Raw genomic sequence first — 24,713 nt, 5'->3', positions numbered from 1 at the left:
GACTAGTCTCGCGGCAAACGTCAGGCGGGACATCGGGGAGGACTCGAGAGTGCGTCATCGGCAGGTGCTCGCGGTGGCGACGGTCGCGCTGTTCGGTCTGTCGGGATGCGCCGACCGTCCCAACGACCTCGACACCTACTACGACGACCCGACACCGACGCCGGCTGCCGAGCCCGCGCAGCCTTCGGTGAAACCGCAGGCCAACCCGGTTCCGCCGCCGTCGACCCGGGCCCCGGTGCCCGCGGCGGTTTCCGCCGCGTTGCTGACCGACGAGGACGTCGCCGAGGAAGAGGTCGTTCCCGGTGAGAGTAAGGTGTCCGGCTGTCTGACCGGTCTCACCCGTGACACGAGCCGGTCGGCGACGTGGTCGTATCCGAGCGGCTCGACGCTGGAACATCAGGTCACCGAGTACTCCGGCCGAGGCGCTTCGGACGTCGTCACCCAGGCGGACTGCGAAGGCAAGAAACTCACCCTGACGAAGCAAACCGGCATCGAGGTCCAGCGCGCCTGGTGCGAGGGCACGACGTGCACGGTGTTGCTCGCCAAGGGGAAGCTCGTCTCCGCCCTCAGCGTGACCGCCGGTACCGAAGCACGGGCGACGGACGCGGCGAAGCGGTTGTTGCCGATCGTCGCGCAGCGTCTCCGTACGGCCTAAGCGTTCTCCCGCCGGAACCACTCCAGCGCACCGAGACGGCCGTCCGGCACGAAAGCGCTCGAAGGATCGTCGAGCCACGAACGTAATTCGTCGAGCGTCAGCCACCGTCCTTCGACGACTTCGGACGGCTGATGCACGAACGGACCGTCCCACCGTGCCTCGAAGGCGAAGTTGTGGCAGCGGATCGTGCCCTGGTCGTAGACATGGGTGAAAAGCGGCCGTAGTTCCACTCCGTGAACACCCAGTTCTTCGGCCAGTTCCCGGCGCGCGCACTCCTCGGGTGTCTCGCCCGCCGCGACGACGCCGCCCGCCCAGCAGTCCCATGTGGAGGGATACACGTCCTTCGTGGGAGTACGCAGGTGCACGTAGACGGAGCTTCCATCACTCGAACGGACCAACACCACGCCCGCCGCGTGCCAGAGACCTTCGGCGCGGACCCGGGAGCGCTTGGCCGCTCCCACCGCGGTTCCGCCGAGGTCATAGAGCGCAACGAGTTCGTCACTGCCTGACATGGGGGGCATCGTCGCACGCCCTCGACCCCGTAGGGTGGTGGGTATGCGGCGGATCATGGGAACCGAAGTCGAGTACGGCATCGCGGTGCCGGGCGACGCGACGGCGAACCCGGTACTCACCTCGACCCAGGTCGTGCTGGCCTACGCGGCCGCGGCGGACATCCCGCGGGCAAGGCGGGCACGATGGGACTACGAGGTGGAATCGCCCCTGCGCGACGCCCGTGGGTTCGATCTGACCGGCCCGAGTGGCCCGGGGCACGATCCGGACGTCGAGGACCTCGGCGCGGCGAACGTCATCCTGACCAACGGGGCGCGGCTGTACGTCGACCACGCTCACCCGGAGTACTCGGCGCCCGAGGTGACGAACGCGCGCGACGCGGTCATCTGGGACAAGGCGGGCGAACGGGTCATGGAGGAGGCGGCGCGCAAGGCGGCCACCGTCCCCGGACAGCCGCCGTTGCAGCTGTACAAGAACAACGTCGACGGCAAGGGCGCGAGCTACGGCACGCACGAGAACTACCTGATGCAGCGGTCGACGCCGTTCACCGCGGTGATCGCGGGGCTGACGCCGTTCTTCGCGTCCCGTCAGGTGATCACGGGGTCCGGCCGGGTCGGCGTCGGGCAGCAGAGCGAGGAAGCGGGCTTCCAGCTCTCGCAGCGGTCCGACTACATCGAGGTCGAGGTCGGCCTGGAGACGACGCTCAAGCGCGGGATCATCAACACCCGCGACGAGCCGCACGCCGACGCGGACAAGTACCGCCGTCTCCACGTCATCATCGGCGACGCGAACCTGGCCGAGTACTCGACGTACCTCAAGGTCGGCACGACGGCGCTGGTGCTGGACCTGATCGAGTCGGGCATCCGGTTCGACGACCTGAAACTGGACGAGCCGGTGCGGGCGGTGCACCAGATCAGCCACGACCCCACGCTGAAGGCGAAGGTGTCGCTGGCCAACGGGCGCAAGTACACCGGGCTGGACCTCCAGTTCGCCTACCACGAGATCGCGTCGGCGAACCTGGAGCGCACCGGCGCGGACGAGGCCTCCAAGGAGGTCCTGCGGGTCTGGGGCGAGATCCTCGACGCGCTGGCCCGGGACCCCCAGGAATGCGCGGACAGGCTGGACTGGCCGGCGAAGCTGCGGTTGCTCGAGGGCTACCGCGCGCGGGATCAGCTGGCCTGGGGCGCGCCGCGGTTGCGGCTGGTCGACCTGCAGTACTCGGATGTCCGGTTGGACAAGGGCCTGTACAACAGGCTCGTCACCAGGGGCTCGATGAAGCGCCTGGTGACCGAGGAGGAGGTGCTGGAGGCGGTCACCACCCCGCCTTCGGACACCAGGGCCTATTTCCGGGGCCGCACGCTGGAGAAGTACGCCAACTCCATCGCCGCGGCGTCGTGGGATTCGGTCATCTTCGACGTCGGCAGGGAATCGCTGGTGCGGATCCCGACGTTGGAGCCGTTGCGGGGCACGAAGGCCCACGTGGGGAAGTTGCTGGACGACTCCGCGACCGCCGAGGAGCTGGTGGAGGCGCTCACCGGTTCGGACTAGCGGGATTTCCTTTCATCGGGGTTAAGCGATCACGGATCCCACGGAATGTCGGGACCGCTGGGTAGGCTAGGAAACATCGGCCACACCGGGAGGCGAGATGGCTCAGGAAAAGATCGAAAAGCACGGCGGAGGCGACTCGGACGAAGAGTTCGAGGACGGCGGTCCGGCGGGCCAGGAGCGGCGCGAGAAGCTCGGTGAGGACGTCGACACGATCCTCGACGAGATCGACGACGTGCTCGAGGAGAACGCCGAGGACTTCGTCCGCGCGTACGTGCAAAAGGGTGGCGAGTAGCTCGTTTTCCGGCGGCCCCTGGCCGGGGCCGCCTGTGCGGAGCCGGCGGATCACACAGATTGGAACTTTGAGCACGTATGGAACACACCTCGGGTAAGTCGGCGCTGCCCGCCGCGTACTTCTCGTCGGCGACCTCGTCGTTCTCGGACTTCCTTCGGGCGCAGGCGCCCGAGCTGCTCCCGGAGCGGCGGGTCGCGACGGGCGCGGGCGGCCTGGACGCGCCGCACGGTACGACGATCGTCGCGGTCAAGTTCGCGGGCGGGGTGCTGATCGCCGGTGACCGGCGGGCGACGTCGGGGAACCTGATCGCCTCGCGCGACATGGAGAAGGTCCACGTCACCGACGAGTACTCGGCGGTGGGCATCGCGGGCTCGGCCGGGCTGGCGATCGAGATGGTGCGGCTGTACGCGGTCGAACTGGCGCACTACGAGAAGATCGAGGGTGTTTCGCTCTCGCTCGACGGCAAGACGAACAAGCTCGCCGGACTGGTGAAGTCCAACCTCGAGATGGCGATGGCCGGGCTGGCCGTGCTGCCGTTGTTCGTCGGGTACGACCTCGACGCCGAGGACGCGAAGCACGCGGGCCGCATCGTCTCCTACGACGCGACGGGCGGGCGCTACGAGGAGAACGCGGGCTACCACGCCATCGGCTCCGGTTCGCTGTTCGCCAAGGGCTCGCTGAAGAAGCTGTACGACCCGGACGCGGACGCCGAAGCCGCGATCCGGACGGCGGTGGAGGCGTTGTACGACGCGGCGGACGACGACACCGCGACCGGCGGGCCGGATCTGGTGCGCCGGATCTTCCCGACGATCGTGACGGTCACCGCGGAACAGGGTGCGGTGGCGTTGCCGCTCGAGCAGACGACAGCGGTGGCCGAGGCCGTCGTGGCCGCACGAGCCGAGCGCGGGCGCTAGCCGTCCTTCCCCGTCCCTTCCCGATGAGAGCCCGAAAGAGCGGAGCACCACAGTGACGATGCCGTTGTACGCCTCTCCCGAGCAGTTGATGCGGGAGCGTTCCGAGATCGCGCGCAAGGGCATCGCGCGTGGCCGGAGCGTGGTCGTGCTCAAGTACCGCGGTGGCGTGCTGTTCGTGGCCGAGAACCCCTCGGCGACGTTGCACAAGGTGTCGGAGATCTACGACCGGATCGGTTTCGCGGCCGTGGGCCGCTACAGCGAGTTCGAGAACCTCCGCGTCGCCGGCATCCGGCACGCGGACCTGAAGGGCTACCAGTACGACCGGCGGGACGTCAGCGCGCGTGCGCTGGCGAACGCGTACGCCGCGACGCTGGGCAGCATCTTCACCGAGCAGCTGAAGCCGTTCGAGGTGGAGGTCTGCGTCGCCGAGGTCGGCGCGACCGCCGCCGAGGACCAGCTGTACCGGTTGACCTACGACGGTTCGATCTTCGACGAGCCGAAGTTCGTCGTGATGGGCGGTCAGGCCGACACCCTCACGACGAAGCTCAAGGAGAGCTTCGAGTCGGACATGGAGCTGGAAGCGGCGCTCGGCGTCGCGGTGAAGGCGTTGCGCGCCAACACCCCCACGCCCGCGAACGGCGATTCGGACCCGGTGAAGCTCGAGGTCGCCGTCCTGGAGCGGGAGCGGCGCGGCCGCAAATTCCGCCGGGTCGCCGGTGCGGCGCTGGAGGCACTGCTGCCCGCCGAGCCGGAAGAGCCGGAGAAGGACGACGCCGAGGGCGACAAGCCCGACGGTGAGTCCAAGAAGGACTGAGCCTCTCTGTAAGCCGTGAAGGCCTCCTTCCCTACCTTGAGAGTAGGGAAGGAGGCCTTCACGGACTTGTCAGCCGAGATCAGGAGGGACCGGTGCCCCACCACTGGCTGCGGCCGCCGGCGATGAAGCTCCACAGCTGGAGCCGCGTGCCGTTGCTGGCCGAGTTGCCTTCCGCGGTCAGGTAGCGGCCGCTGCTCGGGCTCTGGAAGCGGACGTAACCCTCGGGGTTGACGCTGCCGCCCCACCACTGGTTCTTGGCGCCGGCGATGAAGTCCCAGAGCTGGACGATGGTGCCGTTTTTGTTGATGCTGTTGAGGTCCGCGTCCAGGTAGCGGCCGCTGGCCACGTTCTGGAAGCGGGTGTAGCCCTCGGGGTTGTCGGTGATGTAGAACGCCTGGTGGTCGGCGTCCATGTTGCAGTCCCAGAGCTGCATCTTGGTGCCGTTGCGGTTGATGGTGTTCAGGTCCGCGTCCCAGCACTTGTTCGCGTCGAGGCCCGACGGGATGAGGAACATGTCCGCGTCGGCCACGCCGGCGGCCTGCGTGCGCGCGCCGGTGGAGGTGCGCTTGACCGGGATGAGCTTGATGCCGTGCACGGTGACGGTCTTGAACCCGTCGCCGGTGGGCTTCGGGGCCGCGGTCGCGGCGGGGGCGGCGACCAGAGTCAGGACACCCGCGGCGGCGGCGATGATTCCCGCCAGACGCTTCATTTTCGTCATTTTCTTTCCCCTTTGCGGAAAGCGTTTTCTCCCAGTGAGATGAAGGGGAACGGCAGAAGACGACGGACCGCGACGAAACGCGGACCGTGGGCCCAGCCGGTGAATCCCCCTCATGGAAGGCTCCGCGTAAACCCCCGAGAAGCGGACCTTCTCCGAACATCATTCAGGTCTGAACCACGGCCGTCGAGGAGATTTCCGATAGCGGCAATAAGGCAGTTCAGCGATGTAACGGAATGGCGCGGCTCGCGATCACACGGCGACGACTTCGACCTAGGCGAGGACATCCGTGCGTATCGAGCTGACGTTGCAGGACCTGACGCGCGTCCGGCTCGCGCCCGAAGCCGATCCCTTGGCAGAGCTGGTTTCGAGCCTGCAGATCCTTCAGCGGCGCGACGCGGGCTCCGCGGTGTTCAACCGGTGGCGGCACCGGGTCCGGCTGGGATTGACCGAGTCGGCTTCGGTGCTGCTGTGGTTGTGCCGCCCGTATGCGCCGATCCCGGCGTTCCTCGTTCCGGCCGTGGACGAAAGTGGTTTGGAGGCGGGCCTCGCGGAAGTGGCGCGCACCGACTCGGTGGGATTGAAATCGGCGTTGCGGGATTTCCCGGGGAACCGGCAGCTGCCGTCGTGGGCGGCGGGATTGCCGGACGGGGACACGGCCGGGCTGCCGAAGCTCGTCCAAGCGATGCAGGATTACTTCGAGCTGTCGCTCGCGCCGGGCTGGGAGCCGGCGAGTGCCCAGGTCGACGCGGACCGGGGGATGCGGGCGCAGCTGTTCCTGCGCGACGGGGTGGACGCGATGCTCACGAGCCTGCGGCCGCTGGTGCGCTGGTCGTCGCCGGTGCTGGAGGTCGGCGACGGGATTGTCGGCTCCTTCGGCGCGGACGGCGCCGGGCTGGTCGTCTCACCGACGTACTTCGCGGTCTGCCCGGTGATCGTCCCGGCGGCGGGACGATCACCGGTCCGGTTGCTCTACCCGTCCGTGCGGCAGGCGGCACCGTCGACCGGATACGGCCGCGACGTGCGGAGATCGCCGGACACCGCGCTCGCCGACCTCCTCGGCCCGACCCGGGCGGCGACGCTGGCGGGACTGGCGGTCGGGTGCAGCACGTCGGAACTGGCCGCCAGGCTGGGCGTGACCCCGTCGGCGGCCAGCAAACATGCCGCCGTGTTGCGGCGCGCGGGGCTCATCACCACCGAACGTGACCGCAACGCCGTGCTGCACTCCCTGACGCCGCTGGGCACCGCCCTGTTGGGTAGCTAGAGCCGATAGATCGTGAGCGCGCTGGGCCGTGACCGGAAGCGGAAGTCGTTGCCGAGCGGGCCGACCTCGCCGTCGGTGGCGACCCGGCGGTTGCCGTCGAGCAGCCGGACGTGCAGCTCCGGGACGTCGAGTTCCTGGTAGACGTGGCTGGCGTTGAGGCTGTTCGTGATCGTGGCGAGGATGAACCGCGCCCGCGAATACGGCACGTCGGCGCGCAGGTAGCGCACGTCGAGAAGGCCGGTGTCGAGGGCCGGGCGGCGCGAGGGCGCGAACCCCTTCGGCGAGTAGGTGCCGTTGCCGACGAACAGCAGCCAGATACTGGTGTGCTTGCCGTTGAGGGTCACTTCCAGCGGCTTCGCGCGGCGCAGCGTTCGGGCGAGCGCGATCGCCGCCGACGGCCACTTCGGATGCCGCTTCTGCAGCCTTTCCCGGATCCGGACCATTTCCGGGTAGCCGCCGAGGCTGGCGGTGTTGACGAAATAGCGGTGGTCGTCGCCGCCGTTGATCTCGACCTCGCCGAGGTCGACGCCGACGGCGTTGCCCGCTTCGGTCGCGGCGTCCGCGTCGGGCATCGAACGCATGCCGACGTCGCGGGCGAAATGGTTGAGGGTGCCCGCCGGGATGAGCGCGAGCGGCAGGTCGTGGTCGGCCGCGACGGCGGCCACCGCGGCGACGGTCCCGTCGCCACCGGCGACACCGAGCGCGCGCACGGTGTTGTCGCGGGCGGCGATCTCGTCGCAGAGCTGATCGCGCAGGTCCCGTTTCGCGTCCGGGTACAGGATGGTGGCCTTGGGCCAGGCGAAACGGGCTTCCTCGGTCGGGTCCTGGCCGTCGATCCCGGAATGCGGGTTGACCAGGACGAGCATGTCCTCGCCGTCGCGCATCTCCGGCGCTTCCGCGGTGTGCGCGGTACGGCCGGGGACGTCGTCGTTCAGCGGCCACCAGTGCCGCGTCAGCAGCCCGGCGCCGACGCCGATGCCGATCCCCACGCCGACGTCACTGGGCCAGTGGACGCCCGTGTGGACCCGGGAATAGGCGACGGCGGCGGCCAACGGCACGAGGGCGGCGCCCGTCTTGGGTGATTCCATCGCGACGGCCGTGACGAAGGCGGCCGCCGAAGCCGAGTGTCCGGATGGGAACGACGAGGAGGTCGGCCGCCGGACGAGGCGCCGGTGCATCGGCACCTCCTCGGCCGCGGGGCGGCGGCGGGGGAACAGCGGCTTGCCGATCAGGTTCGCCGCCGCGCTCGCGCCGGCGATGGCGGCCACGCCGCGGAGCGCGCCCCGGCGAGCCGGGCCCTTCTTCGCCGCGAGAGCGATCGCGACACACCACCAAAGCTTGGACTTGTCCGCACTTTTGGAGAGCGAGGTGATCACGTCGTCGGCCCTGGTCCTCGGCAGGGCCGCACTCCGTGCCATCAGCCGTCGATCGGTCCGTCCGACCTTGCGGAAAGGGCGTTTGAGCTGCTTTAACACGGGTTCCCCACTTCCGGGCCGGAACGTCATGCGCGTGATACCCGATCGGGACTTCCCGCACACCTTTCACCGAATGCAACGTACCGACCGCGTGTCGCCGCCCGAACGGCGCACCGTCAGTGGGTCCTCACCGCCTACTCTGGTGGGATGCAGCGGCGGATCTTTGGCATCGAGACCGAGTACGGGGTCACGTGCACCTTTCACGGGCAACGCAGGCTCTCCCCTGACGAAGTGGCGCGTTACCTGTTCCGGCGTGTCGTGTCCTGGGGACGTTCGTCGAACGTCTTCCTGTCGAACGGCTCGCGGCTCTACCTCGACGTGGGCTCCCACCCTGAGTACGCGACGGCCGAATGCGACGACCTCGTGCAGCTCGTCACGCACGACAAGGCCGGTGAGCGCATCCTCGAGGACCTCCTGGTCGACGCCGAGCGGCGGCTGGCGGACGAGGGCATCGGCGGCGACATCTTCCTGTTCAAGAACAACACCGACTCGGCGGGCAACTCCTACGGCTGCCACGAGAACTACCTGGTGACCCGTGCGGGGGAGTTCTCCCGGATCGCCGACGTGCTCCTGCCGTTCCTGGTGACCCGGCAGCTGATCTGTGGCGCGGGCAAGGTGCTGCAGACGCCGCGCGGCGCGGTGTACTGCCTGTCCCAGCGGGCGGAACACATCTGGGAAGGCGTCTCCAGCGCCACCACGCGTTCGCGGCCGATCATCAACACCCGCGACGAGCCGCACGCCGACGCGGAGCGCTACCGGCGCCTCCACGTGATCGTCGGCGATTCGAACATGGCCGAGCCGACCACGATGCTCAAGGCAGGCTCGGCGAACCTGGTGCTGGAGATGATCGAGGCGGGCGTGCAGTTCCGCGACTTCACGCTCGACAACCCGATAAGGGCCATCCGCGAGATCAGCCACGACCTCACCGGCCGCCGCCAGGTGCGGCTCGCCGGTGGCCGCGAGGCGTCCGCGTTGGACATCCAGCGCGAGTACCACGCCCGCGCCGTCCAGCACGTCAAGGAGACGGGTTCGTCGCCGCAGTCCGAGCGCGTCGTCGAGCTGTGGGGCCGGGCGCTGGAAGCGGTCGAGCAGCAGGACTTCAGCAAGATCGACACCGAGATCGACTGGGCGATCAAGCACCGGCTGGTCGAGCGCTACCGCAACAAGCACGACCTCGACCTGTCGAGCCCGCGGATCGCTCAGCTCGACCTGGCGTACCACGACATCCGGCGCGGCCGCGGCATCTTCGACCTGCTGCAGCGGAAGGGGCTCGTGCGGCGGGTCACCGACGACGGCGAGATCGAGCTGGCCAAGGACACCCCGCCGCAGACGACGCGGGCGAAGCTGCGCGGTGACTTCATCGCCGCCGCGCAGGCCGCCGGGCGTGACTTCACGGTGGACTGGGTGCACCTCAAGCTGAACGACCAGGCGCAGCGGACCGTGCTGTGCAAGGACCCGTTCCGCTCGGTGGACGAACGCGTCGAAAGGCTCATCTCCTCGCTCTGATCGACACCCGGCTCAGAACCGGCCGACACGCGGTTGTCACTCCAGGTACCGTGTACGTCGCTGTGGGTTCTGAGCCGGGGAGGGCGAGGATGGACGACGAGCGGTGGGCATTCGAGGAAGAGCTGGAAGAGGACGACGATCCACCGAAGTCGTCCTTCACCGCGCCGGTCCCCGAGGAAGACCGGATCAGCGGGCAAGACCAGAACGGTGTCGTCACCGTGGTCGTCTCACCTGACGCGGATGTTCTCGCCGTGGCCCTCACACCTGAGTGGAAACGGTCAGTCGACCCGCGCGGGCTTCCCGGCGCCGTGACAGCGGCTGGGAACGCCGCCACCATCGCGGCCTTGGGCAGGCAGGTGGATGAGGTTGTCCGGAACCCGCCCGCCATGCCGACGTTCGGCGCGACACCTGCGTCCGTCGCGGACGAGTCGCCTCTCGGCACACAAGACATGCTTCGCCTCGTGGAAGCCGCGACCGCCGAGTTGGAACGGTTCACTCAGCGGGCCGCCGAGGTCGTCGACCGCCCGATCACCGCGGAGAGTGGCGGTGGCCATGTCCGCGGCTCGGTGACCAACGGGCAGATCGTCGACGTGGAAATCGACCAGTCCTGGGTGACGCAGGTGCGGACGGGTGAGATCGAGAGCGAAGTCCTCGACGTGCTCCGTCAGCTTCGGAGGGCCTGCGTGCCTCCAGGTCTCTCCGACGGCCCGCAAGGCCCCGCGATCGCCGAGATCATGGGGCTGCTCTTCGACCCGCACCGGATGGCCCGTCGCGTCGGTCTCGAACCATCCGTCAGTGAGGAGCAACCGTAATGGCGGACGCTTACGACATCGCGCTGGCGCTGGACGCGCTTCGTTCGGACGCGGACTTGTGGGACGCCGCCGCGGACGATCTGGCCTCGCCGCGTACCGCGATCGATTCTCTCGGGCTGACACCGTACGACGTCATGTCCTACGCGGCCGCGAAAGGGCTCGACAAGCAATACAACCAGGCCAGAGCCCTCATCCAAGACATGATCGACCAGGCCGGCGACAACTTCCGCGCACTGTCCACCTCCTTGCGAGCGGCGGCCGATCGGTATGCCCACGACGAGGACCGGCACGTGCTCGACATCGATCGCGCCGGTCGCGGCTAGCCAGACTTCCGAGGGGAATCCACCATGACGGCTGCTGGAGCCAATCCGGTCATCGATCAGTCGATGGAAAAACTTCGTGAAATCGAAGGCAAGATCCGTGAGTTGTTCGACAAAGTGAACGATGTGATGAGCTGGGTGCCCGACATCCTTTCGGACTTGATCGAACCTGTCCGCCGGGGTATGAACGCGCTCAACGCGAAGCTGACCGAGTTCTGGGATGCGGTCAAGAAGTTCGCTACCAACCGGGGCGATCCTGCGAAGCTGAGGCAAGTGGCCGCCGAGTGGTCGGATCGAATCGGCAACAGTATCGGCGAGATCGCCGGTTCGGTATCCCTGGACAAGCTCAAGACGAACATCGAATGGAGTGGCAAAGCGGCTGAGACGTACAAGGCCACCGTGCCCGCTCAAGTCGCAGGATTGAACTCGCTCAAGGAGCTCGGGCTCCAGATCCGGAACTCGCTTGTCAACCTCGCCAACGGTCTCGACAGCTTCTGGACCCAGATATATGGGACCCTCGCAGGCTTGAGCATCGCTGTCGCCGCGGCGGCCGTCAGTGCCATCAGCATTGTCGGTCTCCCAGCCGCGATCGTGATTCTGATCGGCGTGATCGGCGCCGGCATCGCGTCCATCTTCACGACCATCAGCGCGGTGGATTCGCTCACCAACAGCATCGCGGTGGAACAGACCGCGATTCAGGACAAGGTGAACTCGCTGGGTTCTGCGTGGCCCAGGACCAACACGGAATCGATGTCGCACTCGGCGGACTGGAAGCGGCAGCCGTGACGTACCCGACCGTGTGGCCGGAGGAGCCTTACCGGCGGCTACCGCCCGGCATGATCGGAAATATCCGGGAAATCGCCACCAGTCTCGGGGCCGGAACGGGCGTCGTCGGCCTGGTCATGGTGATCGTCATACAGATCTCGGGGCGGATTCTTCCGACTGCGAGTGATGGCGCCAATGTCGTCACCATGGGGATGGCCACTTTCGCGGCCGGTGCGTCGCTGTTGTCGGGACTCGCCATGGTGATTTCGCGGACGCTCGTGAGAACAGGCTGTGTAGAGACGAAAGGTGCCATCATCCTGCGAGGAGTCGAGGCGGGGTTGTGCGCAGGGGCGGTTTTCGCGATGGCAGCCTTCTTGTTCTTCTACGTTCCGGGGGTCGCCGGTTCCGGGCGGTACGACCCGCAGGACCGCATCGAGGTAACGCCAGGCATCGTGATGTACACACTCTTGCCGGTTCTCGCCGGGATCCTGACGACCGTCAACCTCGTCGTCGCCCACCGGTTGTTCTTCCCGACCGTCGAGAAGGTGCGGAAGTACCTGGCGCGAGAGTCCGGCTGACTCGGGTCTCGCCACGTCGCCATCGGCCAGGCTAGGGTGACCCGCGCGATTCTTCGACCGAGGGAGAGGTGCGCCGATGCGCCGTGCGTTGCTGGTCCTGCTGGGAGCGGTCGTCCCGTTGGCGTTCACCGGCGTCGCGCACGCCGCACCGGACTGTCCCGATCCGACGTGGGTGGAGACCCCGACGGGTACGGACGCTCAGCTGCGCGGCCTCTCCGCGGTGGATTCCCGGACGGCGTGGGTCAGCGGCAGCAAGGGCACCGTCCTGCGCACCACCGACCGCGGCCGCACCTGGAAGCCCGTCGCCCCGGCCGGCACCGAGGCGCTCGACTTCCGCGACATCGAGGCCTTCGACGCCGATCACGCGGTGGCCCTGTCGATCGGGCCTGGTGACGCGTCCCGGATCTACCGCACGGACGACGGCGGCAAGAGCTGGCGACTGTCCTTCCAGAACAGCGATCCGGCCGCCTTTTACGACTGTGTCGCGTTCTTCGACCACCGGCGCGGCCTCGCGATGAGCGATCCGGTGGACGGCAAATTCCGGTTGCAGTCCACTTCGGACGGCGGTCGCACGTGGCAGCCCGTGCCCGCCGAGGGCATGGTCCCCGCGCTCGACGGTGAGTTCGGGTTCGCCGCCAGCGGCCAGTGCCTCACGACGTCGGGTCCGCGTGACGCCTGGATCGCCACCGGCGGCGGTGCGCGCGCACGAGTCCTGCACTCGGGCGACGGCGGGACTACCTGGGAGGCGGCGGACACTCCGCTGCCCAGTGGCGCGTCCGCCGGCGTCTTCTCGGTGACCTTCCGGGACCCGAGGCACGGCGTGGCCATCGGAGGCGATTACGCGGCGCCGAACGCGCCCGGTCCGGCGGTCGCGCTCAGCGCGGACAAGGGCCGCACCTGGCGCACGCCATCGGAGGCGCCGGTCGGCTACCGTTCGGGCCTGGCGTGGCTGGGGAACACCGTGCTCGCCGTCGGCCCCGGCGGGAGTGACCTGAGCCCGGACGGTGGACGGCACTGGAAGTCGTTCGACACCGGATCGCTGGACTCAGTCGACTGCGCTCGCGGGGCTTGCTGGGCGAGCGGGGCGAAGGGCCGGGCCGCGCGGCTCGGCACGGCCTAAGCTCGAAGGACTATGACCGCACAAGCCGAACCAGTCCCGGAGACCACCGAGCAGCTGGTCGAGGTGTTGAAGGCGCTCGCCAACCCGATCCGGCTCCAGGTGCTCGGGTGGCTGCGCGAACCGGACCGGCACTTCCCGCCGGAAAAGGCGATCGCCGACCAGAACGAGGTCGGCGTCTGCGTCAGCCATCTCCAGGAGAAGCTGGGCCTCGCGCAATCCACCGTGTCGGCGTACATGGCGTTGCTGCAGCGCGCCGGGCTCGTGCGGTCCACGCGGGTGGGGAAGTGGACGCACTACCGCCGCGACGACCAGCGGATCGCGCGGCTCGTCGACCTGCTGGGACGCTCCATCTGAACTCGCCGGGAATAACATATCGAGAATCTGCGATACTTCGATATGTTGGACTCGACCTGAGGAGAGACAGATGGAACTGGGGCGTTTCGGGATCTGGACGTTCGACTTCGAGGAACAGCCCGCGAGCATGCTGCGGGATTCGGTGCGGGAACTGGAAGAACTCGGCTGGCCCGCGATCTGGATCCCGGAACGGGACGGGCGCGAAGCGCTCACCCATGCCGGATTCCTGCTCGCGTCCACCGAGCGTATGGCCGTGGTCAACGGGATCGCGCGCATCGGCTCCCGCGGCGCGCGCTGGACACGTGGCGCGGCGCTTTTGCTGGCCGACGCGTATCCGGGCAGGCATGTCCTGGGGCTCGGCTTCGGTGGCGCGCGGCCCGGCGTCAAGCCGCTGGACGCGATGAGCGAGTACCTCGACGAACTCGACGCCGTCACCAGCGCGAACCCGCTGCCTGCCCTGCCGATCCAGCGGCTGCTCGCGGCGTACGGGCCGAAGATGCTCGGCCTGGCCCGCGACCGGTCCGCGGGGGCGCACACCTACCACGTGACGGTGCCGCACACCGCCCAGGCGAGGGAAGTGCTGGGGGAGAAGGCCTTCCTCGGCGTCGAGCACGCCGTGCTGTTCGAAACCGATCCGGGCAAGGCGCGGGAGATCGCCCGTGAACACCTGCACGGCTACCTGACGTCGGAGTACAACGTCGCCAAGTTCCTCCGGCTCGGCTACACCGAAGCCGACATCGACGGCGGCCGCGGCAGCGACCGGCTCGTCGACGATCTCGTGTTCTGGGGCGACCTCGACACCATCGTCGCGAAACTGCACGGTCATCTCGACGCCGGTGCGGACCATGTCGGCATCCAGGTCATCGGCGTCGAACCCGGCGAGCTGGCCATGCCGCACTGGCGGCGGCTGGCCGAGGCGCTGCTGCCGCGCTAGGTGGTCGGTGGTGAGGTGAAGGCTCCCTTCGTCGCGTCTGACGCGGTGAAAGGAGCCTTCGCCTCCGGTCGCCGTGGCCATGCCTCCGAAACAGGCGGCGTGTAGGTGTCCCACTCCGGGACCGGTTCGCCGAGGAGCGCGGCGCCCAGCCGGTCGAGGTAAAAATGCCAGCCCTTGAGAATGTCCGAGGTGTCCCAATCGGTCTTGGGCAGCAGGTGCACGAAGTCGAGCACCGTCCCGTCGCCCTGCGAAGTCAAGGTCAGTTCGACCCGCCACGCGGGCTGATCGGTCACGCCGAGATCCACCACCAGCCGCTTCGGCGGATCGCACTCACGGATGACGGCGGGCCCCGGTTCGGAGCCCTCCTCCGCGGTCATCGTCAGCATGATCGTGTTGCCGACCCCCGCCTCGCCCGTCCACGGGCCGATCCAGCGCGCCGTGCGCTCGGATTCGGTGAGCGCCGACCAGACGTCTTCGATCGGGTCCGGGTACTCGCGCCGGAGTTCGAGCCGGGTCACGTCGTTGTCCATGACGGCGAAGATAACCGCAGACTTAATTAAGCGTCAACTTATGAGCACTAGTCGTCCGCGGAGACCGCCCGCCGCCAGACGTTCGTGGGCTTTCACCGCCTCGGCCAAGGGCAAGGTGTCCGCGACCCGCAGTGCGAGCGTGCCGTCGTCGACCAGGGCTGCCAGTCCGGCGAGGGCGGCGCCGTCGGCGCGGATCCAGACGTGCTCGACTTTGATGCCGCGCAAGGGGATCGGGGCCGCTCCGGCCGCGAACACCACGAACCGGCCGTGGTTCGTCACGGCGTCCAAGGCTTCGAGCCCGAGCAGTGCGGTGTCGAGCGCGGCGTCGACACCGCCGGGGATCACCGTGCGCACGCGATCGGCCAGGAAATCGCCGCGCGGCACGAAAACGTCCGCACCGAACCCTCGGACGAGTGCCTCATCGGCGGAGCCGGCGACCGCCACTACTCGGAAGCCCCTCACCTTGGCCAAGGCGACCGCGTAGCCGCCGACAGCACCCGCCGCTCCAGTCACCAGCACCGTCGCACCCGGGGGGAGGTCGAGAAGATCGAGCGCCTGGACCGCGGTGAGACCGTTCAGCGGCAGGGTCGCGGCCTCCGCGTGAGACGCCGTCCGCGGGGCGGCGGCGAGCGCGTCCACGTCGAGGACGACAGACTCGGCGTACGTGCCGAGCGCTGCCGACGGCCGGTCCCGCAGGCCGATCACGCTGTCACCCTCGGCAAAGCCGGTGACGCCGTCGCCGACGGCGTCGACCGTCCCCGCCACGTCCCACCCGATCCCGAGCACCTCGCGAGGCGGGACGATCCCCGCCTCGGTCAGGAAACCCGACCGGGTCGCGGCGTCGACCGGGTTGACCCCGGCCGCGGCCACCTTCACCCGCACCTGACCGCGTCCCGGTACCGGCACCGGGATCTCGGCGAACTCCAGGACTTCCGGGCCGCCGAACCGGCGGACCACCACTGCACGCATCGTTCTCCTCCAGGGATCGTTCTCCACGAACGTATGGGGAGCTACTCTCCATCGGGAAGTACGCACCTCGAGGTGCCCAACCCACGCGGAGGTACGCGCACCGTGGTCACGCGCACGGCACAGGAACGCCGGAACGAGGAGAAACGGGCCTACGACGCCTACCTCGCGGCCTGCCCCGCCCGGAAACTGCTCGACGAGGTCTCGGGGAAATGGGTCAGTCTCGTCCTCGTGGCGCTCGGCGACGGGCCCCAGCGCTACAGCGACCTCTCCCGCCGGATCGCCGGTGTCAGCCAGAAGATGCTCACGCAGACCTTGCGAACCCTGGAGCGGGACGGCCTCCTGACGCGCACGGTCACCGCGTGCGTGCCGGTGCGCGTGGACTACGAGCTGACCGAGCTCGGCCGGAGCCTCCGCCAGCTGCTGGCCGGGATCAAGGACTGGGCCGAGACCCGGTTCGACGAGGTCGAGACCGCCAGGGATCGTTACGACGCGCGATCGGCGGCTCTCACCATCGGGTCGGACGGCGCGGGCTAGGGTAGCCGGGTGTCCACCGCACGCGCCGAACGTCTGGTCAACCTGGTTCTGGCCCTCCTGTCCACCCGGCAGTACCTCACCGCCGAGCGGATCCGGGGCATCGTGCCCGGGTACGCCGACGCGGCCAGCGACGAGGCGTACTTCCGCATGTTCGAGCGCGACAAGACCGAACTCCGCGAACTCGGCATCCCGCTGGAGACCGGGCGCAACTCGGCGTTCGACGCGATCGACGGCTACCGCATCGCCCGGCGTGACTACGAACTCGGCGAAATCGACCTCGCGCCCGACGAAGCGACCGCGGTCGGGCTCGCCGTCCGGCTCTGGGACTCCCCGGAGCTGACCGGTGAGGCCCAAGGGGCACTGGTGAAACTTCGCGCCGCCGGGGTGGAGGTCGACGACCACGCCCCGACCGTCGTGGAACCCCGTGTGCGGGCCGAACCGGCGTTCGGCCCGCTGCTGGCCGCCGTCCAAGCCGGCCAGGCGGTGCGCTTCGAGTACCGCCGCAGTGGTTCGGCCGAGCGCAAGATCCGCACCCTCGAACCGTGGGGCGTGGTGTCGTGGAAGGGCCGTTGGTACGTCGTCGGGCACGACAGGGACCGTGGCGCGTCGCGCTGCTTCCGCCTCTCGCGCGTGACCGGGAAGGTCGACGCCTTCGGGGAAACCGGCGTCGTCGAACGCCCGGAAGGGGTCAACCTGCTGCGCATGGTCTCCGCCAGCAGCGGTGAGGACCCGTCCGCCCCGACCACCGCCAGTGTCTGGGTCGCCGACGGCCGGGCCGCCGGGGTCCGCCGCCGCGGCCGGGTGGTCGGCCGCAGCGACGCCGGGGGAGAAGAAGGCGACCTCGTGGAGATCGAGCTGTACTACCCGGAATCCGCCGCCGACTGGCTCACCGCGCACGGCCCGGACGTCCTCGTCCTCGAACCCGAGGTCCTCGCGAAGTCGGTCTTCAGCCGCCTCGAAGCCATCGCGCACGCCGGTGGTGCCCGATGAGCGCCACCGGACGGATGCCGCGCCTGCTCGCGCTCGTGCCGTATCTGCTCGCGCGGCCCGGAATCAAGATCGACGACGCCGCCCACGACTTCGACGTCACACCCAAGCAGCTGCGCAAAGACCTCGAGCTGCTGTGGATGTGCGGGCTGCCCGGCTACGGTCCCGGCGATCTGATCGACCTCTCCTTCGAGGGCGACACGATCGTCGTCACGCACGACGCCGGCATGAACCGTCCGCTGCGGCTCACCGGCGGCGAGGCGACGGCCATGCTCGTCGCGCTGCGTGCCTTGGCCGAGACCCCCGGAGTGGTCGACGCCGACGCGGTCCGCCGCGCCATCGCGAAGATCGAGGCCGCCGCCGGGCAGGCGCAACCGTCGGGGATCGTCGTCGGCGGGGGAGTGCGCGAAGGCAAGAAGACCGCCGGGACTCGTGAAGCCGTCCGTGCCGCTCTCACCGCGAAGCGCGCGTTGCGGATCCGGTACTACACCGCGTCGAAGGACGAGATCACCGAACGCACCGTCGACCCCATGCGGCTGCTGATCGTCCAGGCGGTCGGCTACCTCGAAGCGTGGTGCCGCCGCGCCGAGGGCGTCCGGTTGTTCCGGCTCGACCGCATCGACGAGCTCACCGTGCTCGACGAACCCGCCGTCCCGCCGGCGCACGCGCAGCCCACTGACATTTCCGATGGTGTTTTCCGGCCGCGTCCCGATCAGCAGGAAGCCGTCCTCGTCCTCGATCCCGACACACGCTGGGTAGCCGAGTACTACCCCTGCGAGGAGCTCGACGAGCTCGACGGCGGGCGGCTGCGCATCCGGATGCGCTACGCCGACGAGTCCTGGATGGTCCGGCTGATCCTCGGTCTCGGCGGGGACGCGCAGGTCGAAAGCCCGGCCGCGCTCGGTGAGGCGGTTCGTCGCCGAGCGGCCGACGCGCTGGCCCGGGCTCGTCACCTAACGTCAACCTACGAGCAGTAGGGTGACGCCGTGTCGTACCTGCCGAGCATCGCGCTCGCCGTCGCCGGGCTGATCGTTCTCTTTGTTCTGCTAATCAAATTACGCAGAGTCTTGCGCGTACTCACCCATACGATGAGCATGGTGGCTACGAACACCCGAAAACGGACAGGGCTGCTCCGCGCCCGGTCGGCCGCGCTTCGCGTGGCGATCGCGCAACGACGTGGGCTCGAAGACCGGTAACATCACACACAGAGACTCGAGAAGGAGGCCGCAAACGATGAACGCGCTGCAGCCGTGGCACATCATCATCCTGGTGCTCGTCGTTGTTCTGCTGTTCGGCGCCAAGAGGCTTCCGGACGCCGCGCGGTCCATCGGCAAGTCCATGAAGATCTTCAAGGCCGAGACCAAGGACATGGCCGGGGACAAGGACAAGGCCGCCGAGACCGAAGAGGTCGAGACCAAGCAGCTGCCGCAGGCCGCCACGCCCGCGCCCGCCGCGAACGCGCAGGACAAGCAGGTCGCCGACCTCCAGCGTCAGCTCGACGAGCTCAAGAAGCAGCAGGCCGCCGCGCCCGCTCCGGCCGAGCAGGCGCAGAAGAACGCCAGCTGAGCGGTCTTTCAGTAAGCCAGCTTCCAGCCAGCACAGCGGAGCCTGTTCGCGGATGAGCGCGCCGAGGTCACGGCGCGCTCATGGTGGACCCTGACGAGAACGGACTGTCCAGTGGCGGATTCCGCCTCCGGTGAGGAGCGCCGCGGCACGAAGCGGCGCAAGCGCAGCCGTCGGAGCAACCCCGACGGCACGATGACGCTCATCGAGCACATCTACGAGTTCCGGCGCCGTCTGGGCTTCGCGCTGCTCGCCATCCTGGCGGGCGGGATCATCGGTTTCATCTGGTTCCAGACCAAGGTGGGCCCGATCCCGTCGCTCGGCGAGATCATGACCGGCCCGTACTGCGGCATCCCCTACCAGCGCAGGCTCGGCGGGCAACCCCACGGCCCCTGCCAGCTTCTCCAGACGGTCCCGTTCGAAGCCTTCATGATCCAGCTGAAGGTCGGCCTCGCCGCGGGCGCGGTGCTGCTGGCACCGCTGTGGCTTTACCAGATCTGGGCGTTCATCGCGCCCGGCCTCTACTCGAAGGAGCGCAAGTACGCGCTCACCTTCGTCTTCTTCGCGTCGATCCTCTTCGCCTTCGGCGCCGTGCTGGCGTACCTGCTCATCCCGCACGCTCTCGAGCTGCTGATGAACTTCGGTGGCGACCAGTTCATCACCGCCCTCACCGGTGACAAGTACATCTCGTTCATCCTGTCGCTGCTGCTGATCTTCGGTGTGAGCTTCGAGCTCCCGTTGTTCGTGGTGATGCTGAACCGCGTAGGCGTCCTCAAGTACCAGACGCTGAAGAAGTGGCGCCGCGGCCTGATCATGGTCGTGTTCGTCTTCGCCGCCTTCGCGACGCCCGGTTCGGACCCGTTCTCGATGATCGCCCTGGCCGGCGCGCTGGTGGTGCTCCTGGAGCTCTCGATCCAGATCGCGCGCTTCCACGACCGGAAGCTCGACAAGGAGCGCGGCACCGAGGGCTGGGATCAGCTCGCCGACGACGAGGCCGCACCGTTCGACTACACGCCGAGCACGATCGACGAGGAGCCGTCGGCCGCCACGAACGGCAAGCGCACCAGCACCGACGACGTCACCTGATCCGGGGATGCACGCGGCGCTGGCCGTCCACCCGGCCTCAGGGAACGGGGCCGCGGGACGGCTGATGGAGTCGGTCGCGGCGCGGCTGAGGCCCGTCGTGGACCGGCTCGACGTCCTCGTCGCCCACACGGTCGAGGAATCCCGCGCGTTGATGACCGACTCGCGCGCGGCGGGGCTCGACGTCCTCGTCGTCCTCGGTGGTGACGGCGCGGCACACCAAGGCGTCCAGTTCTGCGCGGAATCAGGCGTCGCGCTCGGGCTGGTCCCCGCGGGCACCGGCAACGACTTCGCCAGGGCGCTCGGGATCCGCGAACGCCCGCATGCCGCCGCCGATCTCGTCGCCAGGCGGATCGCGGCGGGGAACCGGCGGAGGATCGATCTCGGCTGGGCCGGTGGCGAATGGTTCGCCACGGTGCTGTGCTCGGGCTTCGACGCTCTGGTCACCGAACGCGCCAACCGGCTGACCTGGCCGCGCGGCCCACGCCGCTACGACGTCGCGATCCTGGCCGAACTCGCCGCGTTCCGGCCCCGGCCGGTCGTACTGCGCACCGACGTCGAGACGATCGAACTCGACGCCACCATGATCGCCGTGGGCAACACCCCGTACTACGGCGGCGGCATGCCGATCTGTCCCGGAGCCGACCCGGAGGACGGCCTGTTCGACGTCACGGTCGTCGGAAAGGCGACCCGGCGCGATCTGATCCGCATGTTGCCCGGTGTCCGCTCCGGGCAGCACGTCACGCACCCGGCGGTGCGGATCCTCAAAGCGAGCCGTATCCACCTGGCGGGCAGTGATCTGCCCGTCTACGCCGACGGCGAGCCGCTGGGCGGACTGCCGATCGACATCACGTGCGTCCCCAGGGCGCTCACCGTCGTCGGGTGAGCCCGGCGTAGTCGCCCGCGCGCCACACTTGTCCCCGGAACGTCGCGGCGGACATCAGGTCACCGCGCGGGAAGAACACCCCGCCGCAGCGATGGCAGAACCAAGCCTGACGCCAGTAGATCAGCGCGTCCGGGATGCCCCGCCGGATCCGCGCGTTGCGCCGCAGCCGGAGCACGAACAGGACGGCGAACAAGGCGACCAGCGCGAAGGCGCCGAAGGGGAAGATCCAGGCGCCGATGGCCGCACCGACGCGGCCGCCGGCGGTCGGAGCGGGATTCTCGGCGAGCACGTCGGTGGCGAACGAGACGAACACGAACGCGGGGATCAGCAGAACCAGCGCGAGCGTCAGGAAGCAGCCGCCGCCGCGGAGCACCGGATACGGGTTGAGCGACGCGGCGGTCGCGGTCACCGAGACACCGGTGTGCGTCGTCGCGGTGTAGACCACGCCGTCACCGGCCGGGACGGCCGTCATGCCGCCTTGCACCCGGTAGGTCGTCTGCCCGCTCTGGAACACCGCCGGCACACTCTGCACCTGGTCGACCTGCGCGCATTGCGGGCAAGCGATCTCCATGGCGTCCCCTCTCGATCTCGGATCCGGCCCTTGGATGACAGAGGTGTGTCGTCCGTTCCCCAGATCGTCACACCGAGTGCGAACTGTCGGTGGGGTATGGAACCCTGACGAAGTGGTCAACAGCCCTTCTCAGACCCCGGCCGAGGCTTACGCCGCCTCCCAGCGCCGCGCTCGGTACCCCCAGCTGACCCGCTTCGCGGCGGAATCGTCGTTCGAGTTCGACGACTTCCAGGTCCGCGGCTGCGAGGCGCTCGAAGACGGTCACGGCGTGCTCGTCTGCGCGCCCACCGGCGCCGGGAAGACGGTGGTCGGCGAGTTCGCGGTGCACCTCGCGCTCGCCGAGGGCCGCAAATGCTTCTACACGACACCCATCAAGGCGTTGTCGAACCAGAAGTACGCCGACCTCGTCGGCCGCCACGGTGCCGACGCGGTCGGCCTGCTGACCGGCGACACGTCGATCAACGGCAACGCGCAGGTCGTGGTCATGACCACCGAGGTCCTGCGGAACATGCTCTACGCCGGGTCCTCGACCATCGGCGAGCTCGCGTACGTGGTGATGGACGAGGTCCACTACCTCGCCGACCGGTTCCGCGGTGCCGTCTGGGAAGAGGTCATCCTCCACCTGCCCGAGCACGTCCGGGTCGTCGGCCTGTCGGCCACGGTGAGCAACGCCGAGGAGTTCGGCGAATGGCTCGTCGAGGTCCGCGGCGACACCTCCGTCGTCGTCGACGAGCACCGTCCCGTGCCGCTGTGGCAGCACATGCTGGTCGGCAACCGGCTGCTGGATCTGTTCGCGGGCCAGGAGGAACACGCGCCCGGCGCCGAGCTGCGGATCAACCCCAGCCTGCTTCGCCGCACCGAGGAGATCGGCGGACGGTTCGCCCCGGCCGGGCTGCGCGGCCCACGCGGGCGGCGGGGGGCGCCGTCGCGGATGCCGCGGTACCGGCCGCCGTCCCGCACCGACACGGTCGAGCGGCTGGACAACGCCGGCCTGCTCCCCGCCATCGTGTTCATCTTCTCCCGCGCGGGGTGTGACGCCGCCGTCGGTCAGTGCGTCCGGTCCGGCCTGCGGCTCAACGGCCCCGAAGAGGTCGAGAAGGTCCGTCGCATCGTCTCCGAGCGCACCAAGGACCTCCCCGAAGGCGACCTCGGCGTCCTCGGCTTCTGGGAATGGCGTGAAGCGCTCGAACGCGGTATCGCCGGGCACCACGCCGGGTTGCTCCCGGCGTTCAAGGAGACCGTCGAGGAGCTGTTCGTCCAGGGCCTGGTGAAGGTCGTCTTCGCCACCGAGACGCTCGCGCTCGGCATCAACATGCCCGCGCGCACCGTGGTGCTGGAACGGCTGGTGAAGTACAACGGTGAGGCCCACGTCGACCTGACGCCGGGGGAGTACACGCAGCTCACCGGGCGGGCCGGGCGGCGCGGCATCGACGTCGAAGGCCACGCCGTCGTCGCCTGGCAGCCGGGGATCGACCCGAAACAGGTCGGTGGCCTGGCCTCGACCAGGACGTATCCGCTGCGGTCGTCTTTCCGGCCCGGTTACAACATGGCGGTGAACCTGGTCGCCCAGGTCGGTGCCGAGGCGGCCCGTGATCTGCTGGAACAGTCGTTCGCGCAGTTCCAGGCCGACCGGTCGGTGGTCGGGACGGCGCGGCGGATCGAGCGGAACAAGGAGGCCCTGCGGGGCTACACCTCCGCCATCACCGGCGATTTCGACGAGATGCTGGAGTACGTCGAGCTGCGGGCGAAGATCTCCGCACGGGAGAAGGCGCTTTCGCGGCAGAACACCTCCGCCCGCCGGGCGGGCACCGCCGAATCGCTGGAGAAGCTCCGCAAGGGCGATGTCATCGCCGTGCCCGCGGGGCGTCGCGCGGGGCTGGCGGTCGTCGTCGATCCGGGGCTCGACCCGATCCGCGAGCCGCGGCCCGTCGTGGTCACCGAGGACCGCTGGTCCGGCCCGCTCTCGGTCTCGGACTTCCCGTCGCCGGTCGAGGCGCTGGGGAACATCAAGCTGCCGAAGCACATCGAGCTGCGCTCGCCCAAGACCCGGCGGGACATCGCCTCGAGTCTGCGCAACGCGGGAATCTCCTTGCCCGGCAGGCAAAAGCGCCGCGCCGGGGCCAATGAGGACGGTGAGCTGGCCGCGCTGCGGCGGGCGCTGCGCGCGCATCCGTGCCACGGCCTGGCCGAACGCGAGGCGAACCTGCGCTGGGTCGAGCGGTACCAGCGGCTCACGGCCGAGACCGAGCAACTGGAACGCAAGGTCGCCGCGACCACGCATTCCCTCGCGCGCGCCTTCGACCGAATCCTGCGGCTGCTCGGCGAACGCGGCTACCTCGGCCCTGCGACGAAGGGTGACGGCGAGGACCGGGTCACCGAACACGGCAAGCGGCTCACCCGCCTGTACAGCGAATCCGATCTGCTCGCGGCCGAATGCATCCGGCACGACGTCTGGAAGGGCCTGGCGCCCGCCGAGCTCGCGGCCGTCGTCTCGACGCTGGTCTTCGAGGCACGCCGGGACACCGCGGGAGAGCCTCGCCTGCCCGCCGGCAAGGTGGTCGACGCCTGGCAGGCGACCACGCGGCTGTGGATGGAGCTCACCGAAGACGAGCGTCGCCACAAGCTGGATCGCACCCGCGAGCCCGACGCCGGTTTCGCCTGGCCGGTCTACCGGTGGGCGCGCGGCGAATCGCTGGAGAAGGTCCTCACCGCCGCCGAAGCGAACGGGCAGGAGCTTTCGGCCGGTGACTTCGTGCGGTGGTCGCGGCAGGTCATCGACCTGCTGGACCAGATCCGCGACGTCCTCGGGAAGGCGGATCCGGTCGGGGCGGCGGCTTCGGACGCGGTGAAGGCCTTGCGCCGCGGAGTCGTGGCGGCCGGCGGAGCGTGACCGGCGCGGTCTGGCGCGGTCGTGTCGTCCGCCGGATCACGCGTGTCGTCCGTCCAGACACGTGAGATCGCCGGTGCCGGCACTCGTGGCGTTGGGCCGACCGGCGGAGCGGACGGGCCTCCGG

General features: G+C 69.0%; 28 protein-coding genes. 22 read left to right on the top strand and 6 right to left on the bottom strand.

From position 1 onward, the window contains the following. Positions 1 to 49: 49 nt before the first annotated feature. On the top strand, positions 50 to 655 hold the full coding sequence (locus ACIRGA_RS15655; RefSeq protein ID WP_400941419.1) for a hypothetical protein: 606 nt from the start codon (positions 50 to 52) through the stop codon (positions 653 to 655). Here ACIRGA_RS15655 and ACIRGA_RS15650 read toward each other — a convergent pair. Then, complete coding sequence (locus ACIRGA_RS15650) at positions 652 to 1,167, bottom strand: NUDIX hydrolase (RefSeq protein WP_400941417.1); 516 nt, start codon at positions 1,165 to 1,167, stop codon at positions 652 to 654. The genes ACIRGA_RS15655 and ACIRGA_RS15650 overlap by 4 nt on opposite strands. Positions 1,168 to 1,210: 43 nt before the next feature. Here ACIRGA_RS15650 and dop point away from each other — a divergent pair, with 43 nt between their 5' ends. The 4 genes from dop (at position 1,211) to prcA (ending at position 4,733) form a co-directional block, all read left to right on the top strand. Then, complete coding sequence (gene dop, locus ACIRGA_RS15645; protein WP_400941415.1) at positions 1,211 to 2,713, top strand: depupylase/deamidase Dop; 1,503 nt, start codon at positions 1,211 to 1,213, stop codon at positions 2,711 to 2,713. 97 nt (positions 2,714 to 2,810) lie between these two features. Continuing rightward, complete coding sequence (locus tag ACIRGA_RS15640) at positions 2,811 to 3,005, top strand: ubiquitin-like protein Pup (protein WP_037319666.1); 195 nt, start codon at positions 2,811 to 2,813, stop codon at positions 3,003 to 3,005. Positions 3,006 to 3,082: 77 nt separating this feature from the next. After that, the gene (prcB, locus tag ACIRGA_RS15635; protein ID WP_400941412.1) at positions 3,083 to 3,919 is read left to right on the top strand and encodes a proteasome subunit beta; all 837 of its coding nucleotides are present in this window, start codon (positions 3,083 to 3,085) and stop codon (positions 3,917 to 3,919) included. A 52-nt stretch (positions 3,920 to 3,971) separates the two neighbouring features. After that, a complete protein-coding gene (gene prcA, locus ACIRGA_RS15630) occupies positions 3,972 to 4,733 on the top strand; it encodes a proteasome subunit alpha (protein WP_400941411.1) in 762 nt (253 codons plus the stop codon). 79 nt (positions 4,734 to 4,812) lie between these two features. Here the strand turns inward: prcA and ACIRGA_RS15625 are convergent, their stop codons facing one another. Continuing rightward, positions 4,813 to 5,451 carry an RICIN domain-containing protein gene (locus tag ACIRGA_RS15625; protein WP_400941409.1) on the bottom strand — a complete coding sequence of 213 codons (639 nt, stop codon included), beginning with the start codon at positions 5,449 to 5,451 and terminating at the stop codon, positions 4,813 to 4,815. 286 nt (positions 5,452 to 5,737) lie between these two features. Between ACIRGA_RS15625 and ACIRGA_RS15620 the strand changes: the two genes are divergently transcribed. Then, positions 5,738 to 6,712, top strand: a complete 975-nt coding sequence (locus tag ACIRGA_RS15620) for an ArsR/SmtB family transcription factor (protein WP_400941407.1) — start codon at positions 5,738 to 5,740, stop codon at positions 6,710 to 6,712. Here the strand turns inward: ACIRGA_RS15620 and ACIRGA_RS15615 are convergent. Next, on the bottom strand, positions 6,709 to 8,187 hold the full coding sequence (locus ACIRGA_RS15615; RefSeq protein ID WP_400941405.1) for a bifunctional phosphatase PAP2/diacylglycerol kinase family protein: 1,479 nt from the start codon (positions 8,185 to 8,187) through the stop codon (positions 6,709 to 6,711). The two genes, ACIRGA_RS15620 and ACIRGA_RS15615, sit on opposite strands and share 4 nt — an antisense overlap. A 147-nt stretch (positions 8,188 to 8,334) precedes the next feature. Here ACIRGA_RS15615 and pafA point away from each other — a divergent pair, with 147 nt between their 5' ends. The 8 genes from pafA to ACIRGA_RS15575 all read left to right on the top strand — a co-directional run bounded on the left by pafA (position 8,335) and on the right by ACIRGA_RS15575 (position 14,576). Next, a complete protein-coding gene (gene pafA / locus ACIRGA_RS15610) occupies positions 8,335 to 9,693 on the top strand; it encodes a Pup--protein ligase (RefSeq protein ID WP_037337524.1) in 1,359 nt (452 codons plus the stop codon). 89 nt (positions 9,694 to 9,782) lie between these two features. After that, positions 9,783 to 10,505: a hypothetical protein gene (locus ACIRGA_RS15605; RefSeq protein ID WP_400941401.1), complete on the top strand. Its 723-nt coding sequence runs from the start codon at positions 9,783 to 9,785 to the stop codon at positions 10,503 to 10,505. After that, positions 10,505 to 10,828 carry a hypothetical protein gene (locus tag ACIRGA_RS15600; RefSeq protein WP_400941399.1) on the top strand — a complete coding sequence of 108 codons (324 nt, stop codon included), beginning with the start codon at positions 10,505 to 10,507 and terminating at the stop codon, positions 10,826 to 10,828. The genes ACIRGA_RS15605 and ACIRGA_RS15600 overlap by 1 nt, the downstream gene beginning before the upstream one ends. Positions 10,829 to 10,852: 24 nt before the next feature. Continuing rightward, positions 10,853 to 11,611 (top strand): hypothetical protein, encoded by a 759-nt coding sequence (locus ACIRGA_RS15595; protein WP_400941396.1) that lies wholly within the window; start codon positions 10,853 to 10,855, stop codon positions 11,609 to 11,611. After that, the gene (locus ACIRGA_RS15590; protein ID WP_400941395.1) at positions 11,551 to 12,168 is read left to right on the top strand and encodes a hypothetical protein; all 618 of its coding nucleotides are present in this window, start codon (positions 11,551 to 11,553) and stop codon (positions 12,166 to 12,168) included. Before ACIRGA_RS15595 ends, ACIRGA_RS15590 begins: the two co-directional genes overlap by 61 nt. A 76-nt stretch (positions 12,169 to 12,244) precedes the next feature. Next, positions 12,245 to 13,288 (top strand): oxidoreductase, encoded by a 1,044-nt coding sequence (locus tag ACIRGA_RS15585; RefSeq protein ID WP_400941393.1) that lies wholly within the window; start codon positions 12,245 to 12,247, stop codon positions 13,286 to 13,288. Positions 13,289 to 13,300: 12 nt separating this feature from the next. Then, positions 13,301 to 13,642, top strand: coding sequence for an ArsR/SmtB family transcription factor (locus ACIRGA_RS15580; protein ID WP_400941391.1), 342 nt, complete (start codon positions 13,301 to 13,303; stop codon positions 13,640 to 13,642). A gap of 70 nt (positions 13,643 to 13,712) precedes the next feature. Continuing rightward, positions 13,713 to 14,576, top strand: coding sequence for a TIGR03620 family F420-dependent LLM class oxidoreductase (locus ACIRGA_RS15575; RefSeq protein WP_400941389.1), 864 nt, complete (start codon positions 13,713 to 13,715; stop codon positions 14,574 to 14,576). On the opposite strand, the gene ACIRGA_RS15570 is transcribed toward ACIRGA_RS15575, so the two are convergent. Then, on the bottom strand, positions 14,573 to 15,106 hold the full coding sequence (locus ACIRGA_RS15570) for an SRPBCC family protein (RefSeq protein ID WP_400941387.1): 534 nt from the start codon (positions 15,104 to 15,106) through the stop codon (positions 14,573 to 14,575). The genes ACIRGA_RS15575 and ACIRGA_RS15570 overlap by 4 nt on opposite strands. Before the next feature lie 33 nt (positions 15,107 to 15,139). Further along, complete coding sequence (locus ACIRGA_RS15565) at positions 15,140 to 16,075, bottom strand: NADP-dependent oxidoreductase (protein ID WP_400941385.1); 936 nt, start codon at positions 16,073 to 16,075, stop codon at positions 15,140 to 15,142. A gap of 102 nt (positions 16,076 to 16,177) precedes the next feature. On the opposite strand from ACIRGA_RS15565, the gene ACIRGA_RS15560 reads away from it, so the two are divergent. From ACIRGA_RS15560 to ACIRGA_RS15530, 7 genes are all read left to right on the top strand, one after another. Continuing rightward, a complete protein-coding gene (locus ACIRGA_RS15560) occupies positions 16,178 to 16,609 on the top strand; it encodes a winged helix-turn-helix transcriptional regulator (protein ID WP_378370406.1) in 432 nt (143 codons plus the stop codon). 9 nt (positions 16,610 to 16,618) lie between these two features. Then, positions 16,619 to 17,599, top strand: coding sequence for a helix-turn-helix transcriptional regulator (locus tag ACIRGA_RS15555; protein WP_400941383.1), 981 nt, complete (start codon positions 16,619 to 16,621; stop codon positions 17,597 to 17,599). Beyond that, entirely contained in the window at positions 17,596 to 18,573 is a 978-nt protein-coding gene (locus ACIRGA_RS15550; RefSeq protein WP_400941381.1) for a helix-turn-helix transcriptional regulator, read from the top strand. Before ACIRGA_RS15555 ends, ACIRGA_RS15550 begins: the two co-directional genes overlap by 4 nt. 9 nt (positions 18,574 to 18,582) lie before the next feature. Beyond that, the gene (locus ACIRGA_RS15545) at positions 18,583 to 18,792 is read left to right on the top strand and encodes a bacteriophage holin (protein ID WP_219152056.1); all 210 of its coding nucleotides are present in this window, start codon (positions 18,583 to 18,585) and stop codon (positions 18,790 to 18,792) included. A 37-nt stretch (positions 18,793 to 18,829) separates the two neighbouring features. Next, positions 18,830 to 19,162, top strand: coding sequence for a Sec-independent protein translocase subunit TatA (gene tatA, locus ACIRGA_RS15540; protein WP_400941378.1), 333 nt, complete (start codon positions 18,830 to 18,832; stop codon positions 19,160 to 19,162). 111 nt (positions 19,163 to 19,273) lie between these two features. After that, the gene (gene tatC / locus ACIRGA_RS15535; RefSeq protein ID WP_400941376.1) at positions 19,274 to 20,245 is read left to right on the top strand and encodes a twin-arginine translocase subunit TatC; all 972 of its coding nucleotides are present in this window, start codon (positions 19,274 to 19,276) and stop codon (positions 20,243 to 20,245) included. 7 nt (positions 20,246 to 20,252) lie between these two features. Further along, positions 20,253 to 21,128, top strand: coding sequence for a diacylglycerol/lipid kinase family protein (locus ACIRGA_RS15530; protein WP_400941374.1), 876 nt, complete (start codon positions 20,253 to 20,255; stop codon positions 21,126 to 21,128). On the opposite strand, the gene ACIRGA_RS15525 is transcribed toward ACIRGA_RS15530, so the two are convergent. Next, positions 21,112 to 21,699 carry a hypothetical protein gene (locus ACIRGA_RS15525; RefSeq protein WP_400941371.1) on the bottom strand — a complete coding sequence of 196 codons (588 nt, stop codon included), beginning with the start codon at positions 21,697 to 21,699 and terminating at the stop codon, positions 21,112 to 21,114. The two genes, ACIRGA_RS15530 and ACIRGA_RS15525, sit on opposite strands and share 17 nt — an antisense overlap. A gap of 112 nt (positions 21,700 to 21,811) precedes the next feature. Between ACIRGA_RS15525 and ACIRGA_RS15520 the strand changes: the two genes are divergently transcribed. Next, the gene (locus ACIRGA_RS15520) at positions 21,812 to 24,589 is read left to right on the top strand and encodes a DEAD/DEAH box helicase (protein WP_400941368.1); all 2,778 of its coding nucleotides are present in this window, start codon (positions 21,812 to 21,814) and stop codon (positions 24,587 to 24,589) included. Positions 24,590 to 24,713: the final 124 nt, after the last annotated feature.

The organism is Amycolatopsis sp. NPDC102389 (assembly GCF_044765885.1).
Lineage (GTDB): Bacteria > Actinomycetota > Actinomycetes > Mycobacteriales > Pseudonocardiaceae > Amycolatopsis.
Note: the sequence above shows the minus strand (reverse complement) of the source record. Positions and strands in the feature narration are given on the sequence as shown.

Bases quoted from the DNA above. Each gene is read 5' to 3' on its own strand.
- ACIRGA_RS15580 (WP_400941391.1), top strand. From the start codon at position 13,301: ATGACCGCACAAGCCGAACCAGTCCCGGAGACCACCGAGCAGCTGGTC.
- pafA (WP_037337524.1), top strand. From the start codon at position 8,335: ATGCAGCGGCGGATCTTTGGCATCGAGACCGAGTACGGGGTCACGTGC.
- ACIRGA_RS15570 (WP_400941387.1), bottom strand. From the start codon at position 15,106: ATGGACAACGACGTGACCCGGCTCGAACTCCGGCGCGAGTACCCGGAC.
- ACIRGA_RS15525 (WP_400941371.1), bottom strand. From the start codon at position 21,699: ATGGAGATCGCTTGCCCGCAATGCGCGCAGGTCGACCAGGTGCAGAGT.
- prcB (WP_400941412.1), top strand. From the start codon at position 3,083: ATGGAACACACCTCGGGTAAGTCGGCGCTGCCCGCCGCGTACTTCTCG.
- ACIRGA_RS15565 (WP_400941385.1), bottom strand. From the start codon at position 16,075: ATGCGTGCAGTGGTGGTCCGCCGGTTCGGCGGCCCGGAAGTCCTGGAG.
- ACIRGA_RS15625 (WP_400941409.1), bottom strand. From the start codon at position 5,451: ATGACGAAAATGAAGCGTCTGGCGGGAATCATCGCCGCCGCCGCGGGT.
- ACIRGA_RS15530 (WP_400941374.1), top strand. From the start codon at position 20,253: ATGCACGCGGCGCTGGCCGTCCACCCGGCCTCAGGGAACGGGGCCGCG.
- ACIRGA_RS15585 (WP_400941393.1), top strand. From the start codon at position 12,245: ATGCGCCGTGCGTTGCTGGTCCTGCTGGGAGCGGTCGTCCCGTTGGCG.
- ACIRGA_RS15595 (WP_400941396.1), top strand. From the start codon at position 10,853: ATGACGGCTGCTGGAGCCAATCCGGTCATCGATCAGTCGATGGAAAAA.
- tatA (WP_400941378.1), top strand. From the start codon at position 18,830: ATGAACGCGCTGCAGCCGTGGCACATCATCATCCTGGTGCTCGTCGTT.
- ACIRGA_RS15575 (WP_400941389.1), top strand. From the start codon at position 13,713: ATGGAACTGGGGCGTTTCGGGATCTGGACGTTCGACTTCGAGGAACAG.
- ACIRGA_RS15640 (WP_037319666.1), top strand. From the start codon at position 2,811: ATGGCTCAGGAAAAGATCGAAAAGCACGGCGGAGGCGACTCGGACGAA.
- ACIRGA_RS15600 (WP_400941399.1), top strand. From the start codon at position 10,505: ATGGCGGACGCTTACGACATCGCGCTGGCGCTGGACGCGCTTCGTTCG.
- ACIRGA_RS15650 (WP_400941417.1), bottom strand. From the start codon at position 1,167: ATGTCAGGCAGTGACGAACTCGTTGCGCTCTATGACCTCGGCGGAACC.
- ACIRGA_RS15605 (WP_400941401.1), top strand. From the start codon at position 9,783: ATGGACGACGAGCGGTGGGCATTCGAGGAAGAGCTGGAAGAGGACGAC.
- ACIRGA_RS15550 (WP_400941381.1), top strand. From the start codon at position 17,596: ATGAGCGCCACCGGACGGATGCCGCGCCTGCTCGCGCTCGTGCCGTAT.
- dop (WP_400941415.1), top strand. From the start codon at position 1,211: ATGCGGCGGATCATGGGAACCGAAGTCGAGTACGGCATCGCGGTGCCG.